The organism is Glaciecola sp. G7-5 (assembly GCF_055808975.1).
In genome coordinates, this window is record NZ_CM147892.1 from 1,423,716 (window position 1) to 1,437,391 (window position 13,676).

General features: G+C 44.2%; 11 protein-coding genes. 5 read left to right on the forward strand and 6 right to left on the reverse strand.

The window, feature by feature from the left end:
• Positions 1-8: 8 nt before the first annotated feature.
• The gene (gene dsbC / locus AC0L6H_RS06165) at positions 9-737 is read right to left on the reverse strand and encodes a bifunctional protein-disulfide isomerase/oxidoreductase DsbC (protein WP_473393200.1); all 729 of its coding nucleotides are present in this window, start codon (positions 735-737) and stop codon (positions 9-11) included.
• Positions 738-834: 97 nt separating this feature from the next.
• On the opposite strand from dsbC, the gene AC0L6H_RS06170 reads away from it, so the two are divergent.
• Entirely contained in the window at positions 835-1,305 is a 471-nt protein-coding gene (locus AC0L6H_RS06170; RefSeq protein WP_473393201.1) for an FKBP-type peptidyl-prolyl cis-trans isomerase, read from the forward strand.
• An 18-nt stretch (positions 1,306-1,323) separates the two neighbouring features.
• Here the strand turns inward: AC0L6H_RS06170 and AC0L6H_RS06175 are convergent, their stop codons facing one another.
• The 5 genes from AC0L6H_RS06175 to iadA form a co-directional block, all read right to left on the reverse strand.
• Entirely contained in the window at positions 1,324-1,815 is a 492-nt protein-coding gene (locus AC0L6H_RS06175; RefSeq protein ID WP_473393203.1) for a hypothetical protein, read from the reverse strand.
• A gap of 67 nt (positions 1,816-1,882) precedes the next feature.
• Positions 1,883-3,598: a Mur ligase family protein gene (locus AC0L6H_RS06180; RefSeq protein WP_473393204.1), complete on the reverse strand. Its 1,716-nt coding sequence runs from the start codon at positions 3,596-3,598 to the stop codon at positions 1,883-1,885.
• A gap of 17 nt (positions 3,599-3,615) precedes the next feature.
• Positions 3,616-6,435 carry a cyanophycin synthetase gene (cphA, locus tag AC0L6H_RS06185; protein ID WP_473393205.1) on the reverse strand — a complete coding sequence of 940 codons (2,820 nt, stop codon included), beginning with the start codon at positions 6,433-6,435 and terminating at the stop codon, positions 3,616-3,618.
• Between the two features lie 164 nt (positions 6,436-6,599).
• Positions 6,600-7,418 (reverse strand): cyanophycinase, encoded by an 819-nt coding sequence (locus AC0L6H_RS06190; RefSeq protein ID WP_473393206.1) that lies wholly within the window; start codon positions 7,416-7,418, stop codon positions 6,600-6,602.
• 5 nt (positions 7,419-7,423) lie between these two features.
• Complete coding sequence (gene iadA / locus AC0L6H_RS06195; protein ID WP_473393208.1) at positions 7,424-8,572, reverse strand: beta-aspartyl-peptidase; 1,149 nt, start codon at positions 8,570-8,572, stop codon at positions 7,424-7,426.
• A 466-nt stretch (positions 8,573-9,038) separates the two neighbouring features.
• Here iadA and AC0L6H_RS06200 point away from each other — a divergent pair, with 466 nt between their 5' ends.
• Genes AC0L6H_RS06200 through AC0L6H_RS06215 form a run of 4 tightly spaced genes read left to right on the forward strand, consistent with a single transcriptional unit; the run spans position 9,039 to position 13,635 of the window.
• A complete protein-coding gene (locus AC0L6H_RS06200; protein WP_473393209.1) occupies positions 9,039-10,295 on the forward strand; it encodes an efflux RND transporter periplasmic adaptor subunit in 1,257 nt (418 codons plus the stop codon).
• A 54-nt stretch (positions 10,296-10,349) separates the two neighbouring features.
• Positions 10,350-11,102, forward strand: coding sequence for an ABC transporter ATP-binding protein (locus AC0L6H_RS06205; RefSeq protein ID WP_473393211.1), 753 nt, complete (start codon positions 10,350-10,352; stop codon positions 11,100-11,102).
• Position 11,103: 1 nt separating this feature from the next.
• A complete protein-coding gene (locus tag AC0L6H_RS06210) occupies positions 11,104-12,417 on the forward strand; it encodes an ABC transporter permease (protein ID WP_473393212.1) in 1,314 nt (437 codons plus the stop codon).
• A 12-nt stretch (positions 12,418-12,429) separates the two neighbouring features.
• On the forward strand, positions 12,430-13,635 hold the full coding sequence (locus AC0L6H_RS06215; RefSeq protein ID WP_473393214.1) for an ABC transporter permease: 1,206 nt from the start codon (positions 12,430-12,432) through the stop codon (positions 13,633-13,635).
• Positions 13,636-13,676 lie beyond the last annotated feature (41 nt).

Here is a 13,676-nt window from a genome sequence, read left to right on the forward strand (position 1 = left end):
TGAGGGTATTACGACGCGTTAATTGCTTGTAGCGCGCTAATTAATTCTGGGGCTGATTGATAGCCTGGAATGACCGAACCATCTTCTAAAATTATAGCTGGCGTGGCGTTGAAGCCAAAGCTTTTGCCTAAGTTATAGTGTTCAACCAAAGGTGCACCGCAGTTCATTGCGCTAACGATATTTTCGCCGGCTTTAGCTTTAGTAAGTGCAGTTTGAGAGTCCCTAGCACACCATACATTCATTAACGCAGTATATCCTGCACTTTGTAATCCATTTCGAGGAAAGGCCAAATAGCGCACTGTTACGCCGGCACTTAATAAGTCGTCTAACTCATTGTGTAGTTTGCGGCAGTAGCCACAGGTAATATCTGTAAAGATGGTAATTTTATGCTTTTCATCTGGCGCTTTATAAACAATCATCGAATCTTCTAAGGTTTGAAGTTGATTGTTTCGCAAGGATTTGGTTTTTAATTCAGTAAGGTTAGTCCGATTTTCTAAATCAATGATCGCGCCACGCACCAAAAATTGGCCATCAAGGCTTGTATAAATTACACCGCGATTAGTGACAAGCTCTTTTAGTCCGTCGATTGGGGTCTCGTTAATTTCTATTACTTCAACGCCTAGTTGAGCAAAGCGCGCAATCAAAGGATCCTTGGGATCTAGCGTATTCTCAAGGCTGTTTGCGAAAAATGGCACAAGGCTAAACGCGAAAAGCGTAAATATTATTAAATTCTTCATTTTTATCTCTATTCTAAAAGCCCTTATATATTACACTACACGCGGTTCAATTTAATCATTTTAATTTTTAGTGACATTTACATAACAAGGGAACGACATGAAGTTTATCATTGTGGCGATTATTATTGCACTAGCGGTGTTTTTGTTTACTCGGCATTCAAACAATAAAAAGGCTGCCGTTGAAAATAAAGCGGAAGCGGCGCAGTTTTTAATCGAGAACAAAGCTCGAGAAGGCGTTGTTGAAACTGACTCAGGCTTACAATACATGATCCTAGAAAAAGGCGAGGGCAACACTCACCCAAATGCGAATACTACGGTTGAAGTTCATTACCATGGCACATTGATGGACGGAACTGTGTTTGACAGTTCGGTAGACAGAGGCGAATCAATTAGTTTCCCCCTAAATCGTGTTATATCAGGCTGGACTGAAGGCGTACAATTAATGGTAGAAGGTGACAAGTTTCGCTTCTTTATTCCTTCTAACCTTGCCTACGGTGACAACGCCACAGGTAGTATCACTCCCGGCTCGTTATTGATTTTTGAAGTCGAGCTTATCGCTATAAAATAACGAAAACGGGTTATCTAATTAAGTCACTTTAGCCTCGCTAGCATTAAACCGTCTATTCATAAACTGAATAGACGATAGCCCCACAACAATCATTACGAAAAACAATATGTGCAACCACAGTTTTGGTCCAAGCTCAGTATTAAATGCAGATAATGCACTTAGTGGCGGAAACTGCATTGTGCCAATGAGCTTAAGCACAAGCTCATTAGCTGGCGTAGCGACAAGTGTCGTTAGCCAACCAAGGAAAATAATTTGCAAGCCGTTTACTAGTGCAGAATGGTTGATGTTAAAAATAATTGCAGAAACGAAGGCATAAAAAACAGAAACACTAATATGCACCGACCAGGCAATCACTAGAGCGACTATCTCATTATAATCACCCATATAAACATAAGCTGAAGCATGCCGCGAGGTCAATGTAGCCATTGAAAACAGCGGTTGTATTAATATAAAAAGAACACTGGCAATCAGACCAACGATTAGTGTTTGTTTAAGACTTAAGTTTTTCATTATCTATCTTGTAAAAGTATCCGATGCTATACAGATAGATTTTTACACGAAAAACTTTCAACTATATTTAATTGAACTCACTTAAATATTGGTGCACTTTGTCACGTTTAGCTAGTACAAACAAGAGCAACAAGTCACCTGCTTTTGCCGACTCAACCGCGTATTTAGTGCCTTCGAAAGGATCGCCTACCTTTACAATATCGCCGTTACTTACGCCTTTATTTAGCAAATGTTTCTCAACAAGGTTTGACACCTCGCCAAGCTCGCGCCCACGCAGGTATTCTTCAAGCTCTGATAATATATAGGTGTTCGGTGCTAAGCTGTGCACGGCATCAGCAACCGCGGTAATGTCTTCGTTTGACCTGTCTCCACCGTGACTAAAGAGCACTTTTATCTGCCCATCGTTTGGAAGTGCGTCAGCCATATTTTTTGCCATCTGCATCACGGCTTTCATGCTATGTGGATTGTGGGCAAAATCGACAATCACTGTAGCGCCTTTGACCTGATAAATATTACCACGGCCTGGGTTGTCGCTTGGGTTTTGGCCAAAGTCCATTAGCCCAGATTTTATGGCCTCGTTGTTTATGCCCATAATTTTACACAAACCAACAACTCCTAGTGCATTTTCAATATTGTGCTTAGCAGTACCTGCTACGGTCATCGGAATTTGGTCTATTTGCGCAATTGATTCAATTTTTGTATGACTATAGAAAAGAGTATTGTCTTTGGCGTAAACGCAAGGTCGTTTGTTTTCAATTTGGCTAACAATAAGAGGGTGTTGAGCGTCCATACTAAACCAACAAATGGGTGCCTCTTGTTCAGTACTAAAAAAGTCAGGCGCAAATTTTACTAAACGTTTGTCGTTTGCATTTAACACAATAAAACTGCCGTCATCTTTAATGGCCTTAGCTACCATTAATTTAACTTGTGCTATTTCATCTACCGTATTAATGCCATATTGCCCTAAATGGTCACTTGCCGCATTTGTTACCAAGGATGCACTCACATTGCCAACCGGAAGGCCGCGGCGCAATAGACCACCGCGAGCCACTTCTAAAAAGGCAATTTCGGTCCGCTTATCACGTAACAACATGCGCGCGCCGCCGGGGCCGGAGTAATCTCCTTTATCAATAATGCTATTGCCAACTTTGATAAAGTCGGTGGAAGTTACACCGGCTTGCATGTTGGCAGCTTTTGCTATTTGCGCCGCCAAGCGCACACTTGTAGATTTGCCGTTGGTGCCTGTAATAAGGGCGATGGGGATTTGTTGGTAGCGTGACCAGTTTACTTCTTCGGCGGCTGGGAAAGTATCAATTGGCCATGTTTGTGAATTCGCGCCAGCCCCTAGGCTAACCTCGTCATCATCGCTTAAGCAAAGCACGCCATGCTCTTTAGCAGCATCTAGTAGGGCAATCAACTTTGGGTTTGCTTCATCAACAATTGCACTTTGCAAGCTTTTGAGGCGTTCTTCAACCTCAACATTATGCGTTCCTGTTAATTCATCAACACAGCAATCCCAAGCGAGTTCAAGCACATCACAAGCACTGTAAAGAAGGTCCATGGGGGCGGTCAGTGAAACGCTTAGTCCACCATCATAAAAACGATGAAAATAGCATTCGTTCCACTTCAGCGCTGCTAAGCAATACTCAAGATGCCGCTGCCAACAGGTCAATACTTCCTGTTGGTTTTTACCTTGAATAAAGACATCCGCAATGGCCCCAGGATAATCTGACAACAGATTAGGCCCAGTTAAGCGCCTTACTTCGTCTAAACTAAGTTGCATTACTTCTACCCCTTGGTTCAGTCAGACTCTTCGCTACGGTCAACAACAATATGCACGCCTCGGTCATCTTGCACAATACGCTGACCTTCTGACAGTTCGAATTTATGCTCTACATGTTCATATAGTTTTTCAGGGAAATCTTGTGATGGCTTATCACTTTCTTGAATGGTTCTGCCACCTGCATCATCAAAGTGCACGATTTGTTTCCAGCAACGCGTAATATTATCGCCAAGAATAACGATTAGGTCACCGGCATGACAACTTGTTAAGCCAGCTTCTACCGCGTCAGCTTCACTAGGAATAACTTGAATGTTACTTTCATCTACGCCAGCCTTCATAAGCGTTTCTTTTAACAACATAGGAACTTCGTCGTGCCCGCGCCCGCGTCTATCGTCGTCAGCCTTACACACAAAGGTATCGAAAGTGTTCGCTACTGAATTTGCTGCTTCAATAATATCTTCATCGCGGCGGTCACCGGGCATGGCAATCACTAAGCGGCGTTTACCTTTAACTTCTAATCTTGCAGCTAAATCGGTAATTGTTTTAATGGCAGCAGGGTTATGCGCGTAATCTAAGATGACTTTAAATGGATATTCGTCGTAGATATTTAAGCGACCAGGTGCTTGGTAGAATGATGTATTAAATATGCGAAGTCCTTGGCGGATATTCTCAAGCGACGTATCAAAACTATAGGCCATGGCCGTTGCAAACATCGCATTTTGTACGTTATGCATTGCCTTGCCTTCAATGGTGGCCGGAATTAAATGAGTCCATAACAAGGGTATATGCGCGCCATTGTCATAAATGGTGATCATGTCGCCGTTTATGCCTTTTTCAAGGACAATGGCCATTCCGCCTTGGCGGATATGCTCGCGCACTAAGCCATGACCTGAATCCATGGTGACATAACAAATTTGCTTAGCAGTACAAAATTCGGCCATTTGTAAGCAATTTATATCGTCTGCGTTTAGTACTACGCAATCTTGTGCTACCTCTACTACTACGCGTTTAATTTGTGCCAATTGCTCTAGCGTGTCTACGCCGCGCTGTCCTAAATGGTCAGCTGAAATATTAAGACAAGCGCCTACATTACAACTGGTATAACCTAAACCACGTTTAACGATGCCGCCTCGCGCTGTTTCCATAATTGCAAAATCGACGCTTGGGTCGCGTAATACTATTTGTGCTGATGTTGGGCCGGTCATATCGCCTTTTACGGTAAGGTGACCGTCTATATATACACCATCGGTAGAGGTCATGCCGGTGGTAAAACCCGCGCTTTTCATAATACTAGCAAGCATTCGCGAGGTAGTTGTTTTACCATTGGTACCGGTAATTCCGGCAACCGGTATGCGCGCGTTTCTGCCTACGGGGAATAGCATGTCCATAACTTTGCCCGCCACATCCCGCGGTTTTCCTTCACTTGGTGCAACATGCATTCTAAAACCAGGGGCGGCGTTACATTCACATATTCCGCCACCAATCTCTTTGTATGATTTACTGATGTCGTCGGTTAAAAAGTCTACACCACCAATATCAAGCCCAATGGCTCTTATAGCGCGAATAGCCATATCGCGGTTGTCGGGGTGGACTATGTCAGTCACATCAATGGCAGTGCCACCGGTCGATAAATTAGCTGTAGAACGTAAATAAAACGCCTCACCTTTGGGAAGGACGGTATCTTTGGTATGACCCGCTTCTTCCATCAAACGAGTAGCTTGGTTGTCTAGTTCTAAGCGAGTTAATACCTTTTCGTGACCAACACCGCGTCGTGGATCTTGATTCACCACGTCGATAAGCTGCTCTATTGTGCTAACACCGTCACCTACTACGTGTCCGGGCACACGCTTGGCGACCGCGACTAATTCGTTGTTTACCACTAGCATTCGGTGGTCGTAGCCGGTTAAAAAGCTCTCTATTAAAATTGCGCGGCTTGTACCGTGTTTTTGCGCTTCGCCAACGGCGACTTCGATTTCTGCATCTGTCGTGAGGTTAATACTCACACCGCGTCCATGGTTTGCATTGAGTGGCTTAACCACTACTGGATACCCAATACGACGAGCAGCCCTTACTGCTTGATGGCTACTGTAGACCATCATTTGCTGGGGTACTGGTAAGCCTAAATCGTTAAGTAAATTGTGGGTGTCTTCCTTGTCACAAGAAATCTCTACCGCAATATGCTTGGTTTCACTGGTGATAGTGGCTTGTATGCGCTGCTGGTATTTACCATGGCCAAATTGTACCAAGCTATAATTATTTAAGCGTAGCCACGGAATGTCGCGCGCTTCAGCGGCTGCTACCAAAGAAGCGGTACTTGGGCCAAACTCTTTACGCTGGGCCATTTTAATAAAATCGGTCAGCTCTTGGGCAAAATCAAAGTCTTCTTCAATGTCGGCATTGATTGCTTTTTGAACGTTTTTAGGCATGAGGTGCTTAAGTAATTTAAGTCCTAAAATACCTGCTTCAAGACCTACATCGCGTTGTTGATACTGATAGACCACATAATAAGTACCTTTTTCAGCTAGGCTACGCGTGCGACCAAAGGTGACGGCAGCGCCTGCTAAGTTTTGAAGTTCAATGGCGACATGTTCCCAAATATGCCCCATCCAGGTGCCTTCATCTTCGCGCAAGCGACGCAAAAAACCGCCTTCTTCACCATAAGAACAGCCATGTTTGTGCAAGCTTGGGATCGCCTTTACTAGGCCTTCAATAAAGTCTTGGCCAAGTTTAACTGAAGGCCAGTTTTCTAGCTCTTCTAAATCGATTTGGTAGCATATAACGGGGAAGTTGGCGTAAACATTGGGTCCAACATAGACATTGCGACTAAGAATTTTCATTGCGACTGTATCCCTTTACTGAGTTTTTATAATTGAATGTATGGGGAAATAACCTTGACCTGCATCTTGATTACTCTGTGTATGTATAAACTACATAAAAAAGGTAGCTTTCGCTACCTTTGATTGTTGATTTTGATATTTCTAACGAGATTACAATAAGCTTTTTAATTCACGTAAGCTTTGCGTTCGCCAATATCATAGCGACTACCCGAGGCGAGTATATGCACTTTTAGGTTTAGCAAAGTTAAAGCATCACCAGTGCGGGCCTCGGCCATCGAAGAATATTCGATATCGCTTGGATCTACTACGGTTATTGCGCCGCTTCCAACCACGGTAAATACATTGTTGTGGTCAATAAAGGCCGCGGTGTTTTCATCAAGACCAACGCCTACTAAAAATGGATTGTAGGATACCGCTGACAGCAAGCGCGCTAAACGATTACGTTCGTTAAAGTGCTGGTCAACCACAACAGTATTAATTAAGCCCATGCCTGGGGCTAAGTTAACACCGCCCTCGGTTGGGACTATGCCAGTGTTACCACCGGTGATCATATGTTGCGAGACAATCGCAGCGCCCGCCGATGTGCCTGCATAGTTTACGCCTTTAGCGTTAAGCTGGCGAATAGCCGTTGCGATTGGCGTGCCGCCTAAGATAGTTGATAACCTTAGCTGATTGCCACCGGTTACGAAAATCCCAGTACTTTTCTCTAAGGTTTTCACGTAATCAGGATTTTGCGCATCGCTGCGCTCATTAATAGGTAAAGAATAGGTTTTTTTAACGCCTATTTCTTCAAATATCTTTTGATAACGCTGGCCTGTATCGTCTAGCTGAGAGGCCGTGGGGACGATGGTAATTACCGCATCTTTACCGCCTGAAAGCTCGACAAACTTAGTCAGTATTTCAGGGTTATCTAATTTTTCTTCTGCACCACCTATAGGAATTACATATCCTCTAAGGGTGCCTTCAATTGTTGGAGAGGGCATAATATTTACTCGAAAGTGCCTTTTAGTAGTTGTTGCTTGGATTTAACATGCCAACGGCCCATGGCCATCACATGCTCGATTCGATTATGTTTATCAAGGATGAGAATATCGGCGTCGCAGCCAACTTCGATACGTCCTTTTTTATGTAAATTCATTAATTGCGCTACGTTTAAGGTGAAAAAGGGCAGTATATTTGCCATATTTTCACCGTTGTCTAACAGCTCGTAAAATACCGCGGTCATTGACGACGACGACGCAAAGTCCATTTTCTTAAGACTACCATCGGCATGAAAGTCTGGCAGGCAGCCGCCACCATCAGAGCTAATGGTGAGCTTGTCTTGGGGCAGGTCTCGGTCCATGTAGCGCAAGAGAGCTTCACCCGGATCGTAGCCCACATCCCCTGATTCAAATGCGGTTACGTCTATCCAACAACCCTTGCGAGCCAGATCGCAAGCTTCATCGAAGAGAAATTTTTGCCGGTTAATGTGGGTTGGGTTATAAGTTCGTGGCGGAATTTCAGCATGCTCCAGCGCCTCACGAACCAGACTCAAACCCTTTGCTCCGTCACCTAAATGCAAATGCAACATTCCTGCTTTACCTGTCATCAGGCGTGCCACATGAGCTTGGGAGGCTATTTTAAGTAATTCGTTAAGGGTCGGTTGGCTTGAACGGTGATCGCTAATGGCTAGTTCGCCAACGCCAATCACAGGCTCAATAAACACGATGTCGCGCTGAACTGAGCCAGTCAAGGTGGTTGGCGGTAGGTGATAACCACCGGTGTAACAATATGCCGAAAAGCCCTCTTCACGCAGCGCATATACTTGCGCCACAAGTGATTCGGTAGAACGTGTTACGTCGTCAGTACCTAGCAGGCCGACAGCGGTAGTAACGCCGGCACTCGTAAATTTACTTAAGGGAACAGGAGGTACGCGGGTTGAAAAACCTGCTTCACCGCCGCCGCCCGTAAGATGTGTATGACCGTCAATAAACCCAGGGATTAATGCGCAGCCTTGGGCGTCAACTACCTCGTGCTCTATGCCAATGTCGGGACACTGCGCTGTGATCGAGACTATCTTGTCATGAGCAATAAGCACATGTTTTAAGCCGCTTTGCACAGGCGTATAAACATTGGCATTTTTTATCAAAGTAATCAAAAACGAGCTCACGTGATTTGGAGGATGAATAATTCGCGCAATTCTAACGCGTTACGGCGCAATTACAACAGAATCAGTTGTTTTGTCATGGATAAATGTACATTTTATGTACTAATGCTTAAGCACAGCTGTTTGATAGAAAGTGTCCGCTGCGGACACTTTTTATGTCCGCGGACACAATAAATAAACCGAAATACATAAAAAATTCAGTTATTACAATAGGATAGTTGTTGGCATGGTATTCGCAAACAATTCAACTATATCAGTGACAATGGCAATAGCTCAGTTTGCTATGGCAATAACTCAACACTAAAAAGGAACAAGTTATGATTGTTTATTTTCTTATTTCGCCCCTTACCGTGCTAATTATGGCCTGGCTTATTTCCTACTTCGAAACACCACTTGTTTCTTAGTACAGCTTTTACATACAACGAAAATATTAGTTATAGCGCTCAAGGAACCCACAATGATTCAAGACACTAGTGCAACAGACGTTGAAATTACGACCTCGTCTTCTAAAAAACGCAATTGGATTATTTTTATTGTGCTCATCATTATTATTTCCTTTGCCGCTAAGCTATTTATTTCGTCGCCTAAAGCAAGCCGCTCTATCGAGCGTGCCTCAGTGCAAGTAGCAACATTAGAAGTAGGCGATTTAGTACGCGATGTTTTATCTACAGGGCGCATCGTGGCAGCCAACGCCCCGCAGTTGTATTCACCTGAACAGGGTTTTGTTAATCTAAAAGTGAATGCCGGTGACAAGGTTAGTATAGGACAGCTAGTCGCCACGGTAGAAAGCCCCGAGCTTCAAAACCAATTGCAGCAGCAACGTTCAGAAATGGAGCGTTTAAAAGGAGAGCTGGCAAGAAGCGAATTAGATGCACGTCGTCAAACCTTACAATTAACAAAGTTACTTGATTTGTCAGAGGTTGATTTACAAGCAGCAATGCGTGAGGAACGCCGAGCGCAAGCCTCTATTGTGAATAATCTAATTAGCCAGATTGACCTAGAAAAAGCCGTCGATGACTTAGCGCGCGCAAAACTGACTTTCAAGCATGCTAAAGAAGAAGTCTCGCTCGCCAAAGACACTCTCGCGTTCGAGCTCGACAGCGCCCGCAGCACCGTTGCCCGTCAGTCTTTAGTGCTTGAAGAATTAGAACGTAAAACCGGTGAACTCAATATTCTCGCGAGTGTTGACGGTGTTGTGGGCAATTTGCTTGTACAACAACGTGCACTGGTTAACCAAAACCAAGCGTTAATGACATTGGTTGATTTAAGTGCCTATGAAGCCGAATTAAACGTCGCAGAAAGCTACGCCAATGAGTTGGGCTTGGGTATGGATGTAGAAATTACGCTGGGTAATCAAGTGTTGCTTGGCAAACTATCCGGTATTTCGCCCGAGGTCACTAACCGCGAAGTAACCACACGTGTCCGCTTCAATCAAAAAGATATTCAAGGGATTCGCCAAAACCAACAAGTAACGGCGCGAGTGTTACTCGAAAACAAGTCGCAAGTATTGAAAGTACGCCGAGGAAGCTTTGTACAAGCCGGTGGCTTTGTTGCCTACAAAGTGGAGGGCCAAGTGGCCACTCGCGTGCCTATCCAAATAGGGGCGACTAGCATGCGTGAAGTTGAAATACTCAGCGGCTTAAGCGCTAACGATCAAATAATTATTTCAAATTACGACGAATTTAAAGATTCAGAATCAGTGCTACTTAATTAGGCGCTAATTAAAACGAACACAACGCAAGACGTAAAAAATAAAAGGAAGCATTCAATGTTATCAATGAAAAATATCGCCAAAGTATATCAAACCGAAAAAGTCCAAACTCATGCCCTACGCGACTTTACCTTAAATGTAGAAGAGGGTGAGTTTATCGCTGTGACTGGCCCTTCTGGTTCGGGCAAAACGACCTTTTTAAACATCGCCGGCATGCTTGAGAATTTTACCGGTGGTGAATACATGCTAGATGATGTGAATGTGGGTAAGTTGACTGATAACCAGCGAGCTGACTTACGTAATCAAAAAATTGGTTTTATATTTCAGGGTTTTAACCTTATTCCTGACTTAAACCTATTTGAAAACGTAGAAGTGCCTTTACGCTATCGCGGCATAAAAGCAGCAGAACGCAAACGCCGCATTGAGGACTGTTTAGAAAAAGTAGGTTTAGGCAGCCGCGCCAAACACCTTCCTCAGCAACTATCGGGTGGACAACAGCAGCGCGTCGCCATTGCCAGAGCACTAGCAGGGCAGCCACGCTTTTTATTGGCCGATGAACCAACAGGTAACCTTGACAGTTTAATGGCACGCCAAGTAATGGAGCTACTTGAAGACATCAACAAAGACGGTGCCACCATTATAATGGTAACCCATGATCCTGAACTGGCACGACGTGCGCCGCGAAATATCCAAGTTGTTGATGGCCAATTGGCTGATTTCACCCTTTATCAAAGCCGCGAAAGTGGCGTTGTTGTGCCTGAAGGTGCTGCTAGCGAAGCATTCAGTTCGCCAGTCGCTCAGGAGGTGTAGCATGTTTCTTCATTATATTGATTTAGCATGGCGTAGCTTTAAACGCACGCCCTTAGTGTCGGGGTTAATGGTAATGGCCATCGCGGTTGGCATTGGTATCACCATGACCAGTTTATCGGTTTTCCATATGATGTCGATGGACCCAATCCCACAAAAAAGCGATAAGTTATTTGCTGTGCAACTAAACACAATGGATGACGGCAATACTTGGTGGACTGAAGACGACTTGCCCCAGCAAATTACCTACAAAGATGCGATGGCACTTTATCAGGCCCCTATCCCTGCGCGTAAAGTACCATCAGTGCGAAGTGGTTTTACCGTGCACATGAATTCTGACCGCGTAAAACCGTTTTTAGAAGCAACGCGACTAACTGGCCGCGACTTTTTTGCGATGTTTGACCTAGGCTTTATTTATGGTGATACATGGAGCGTAGAACAAGAGCAAGGCGCAGCTCCTGTGATTGTGATCTCCGAAGAATTAAATGACAAATTATTTGGCGGCGAAAATTCAGTCGGTAAAGAAATATATTTAGACGACGCGAGCTTTCAAATAGTAGGCGTGATTAAAAATTGGAACATCCACACAAAATATTATGATTTAACTAACGGTGCTTTTAATCAACCTGAAAACGTTTTTATGCCGGTAACTCAGGTGGTTGCTAAAGAATTGGATACATGGGGGAACACTAATGGCTGGAAGTTCGAAGACATTAATACCTTTGAAGATCGCTTAAATGCAGAGTTATTTTGGTTTCAATTTTGGGCAGAAATAGACAGTCCTCAGCAAGAAGCGCAATACCGTGAATATTTAACTAACTACTTAACTGAACAAGGCAAGCTAGGGCGATACACCCGCGAAAAAATAGCCTTTGGCTTACGTAATGTAAATGACTGGCTTAAGTACAACAATGTGGTATCTGAAGAAAACCGTATACTGGTTGGTTTGAGCTTTATGTTTCTAGTCGTGTGTTTGGCTAATATCTTAGGTCTCTTACTTGGCAAGTTTTTACGCCGAGCACCTGAGGTTGGGGTTCGCCGAGCATTAGGCGCGAGTAAGCGCGATATCTTCTTGCAGCATTTAGTGGAAGTCTCAGCACTAGGCTTTTTTGGCGGCATACTGGGTATTTGTATCGCTCAACTTGGCCTTTGGGGCGTACGTCAATCCTACAGTTACTATAGCGCGCTTGCGACCATGGACCTAAGCATGCTGTTGGCCGCGCCGCTGATTGCAATCTCGGCTTGCATTATTGCCGGACTTTATCCCGCTTGGTTGGTGTGTAGAACCACCCCTGCCTTATACTTAAAAACCCAATAGGAGCGCATGCACATGTTAGAAATTAAACCTATATTTAATGCCTTGCGTCGTTCAAAAGCGGGCGCGATGATGTTACTAATTCAAATTGCCATCACCACGGCTATTGTGAGTAACGCGGCCTTTATCATTAAAGATAAAGTTGACTACTTGTCTCAAGAGACCGGGTACCCTGAAGAAGAAATCTTTAGCTTTGCGGTGATGACCTACGGTAAAGATATTGATTTAAGCCAAAAGCTGATAGAGAACACGACGTTGTTGCGCAACATTCCTGGCGTGACTAATGCGAGTTTAATTAGTGATGTTCCCTTAAGTGGCAGTGGCTCGGCGTCAAGTTTTCACCTTGACCCAAATCCAACTGATAGTAAAGGTGTGCGTGCAGCCTACACCATGACCGACGACAAAGGGCTTGAAATCTTTGGGGCAAACATCATTGAAGGCCGAAACTTCACTCCCGACGAGGTTATTTTTTCTAATAATCCGTCTGATGTGCCGAAAGTAGGCATTGTTACAAAAGCCTTTTCAGAAGAAATGTTTCCTGATGGGAATGGTTTAGGTAGCACCATTTATTTTGGCCCTTACCCGATGAAAATAATCGGCGTAGTAGAAAAAATGATGGGCCCTTGGCTTAAAGACCGCTCTTCAGACAATATGATTGTTTTCCCGATGGTACGCACTACAAGTTTTCAAAAATTTATAGTTCGCACAAATGCCTCAGACCGAACCGCAGTGATGCGTCAAATTGAAGACCTGATGCTGGCTGATTACGACAAGCGAGTTATTGTTGGTTTACAAGGAATGGACGAAGACAAGGCCGAGTATAACGCCGGCGACGTGCTGATGATGCGTATGCTGATTGTGCTAATTGTAGTGCTGGTGTTAGTAACGGCGCTGGGAATATTTGGCCTTACCGTATTTAATATCAACAAACGCACTAAACAAATTGGTACGCGCAGGGCTTTAGGCGCGCGTAAGTCAGCCATTGTGAATTATTTCTTAGTAGAAAACGCCTTGATTTGCATCGCCGGTCTTTTTGTTGGTGTTGCCGGTGCGGTGGCTTTAGGGCAAGCACTGTTTCAGTACTACTCTTTACCCGAGTTAGATTATCTGTATATTGTGCTAACGGCGGTGTTTGTCTTCAGTTTTAGTTTGTTGTCGGTAGTATTTCCAGCAAACCGCGCTGCAAACATTTCGCCCAGCGTCGCTACGCGCAGTATTTAAGCTATTTTTTAGTTAATCAATAGGAAGTAATGACAGGCTAA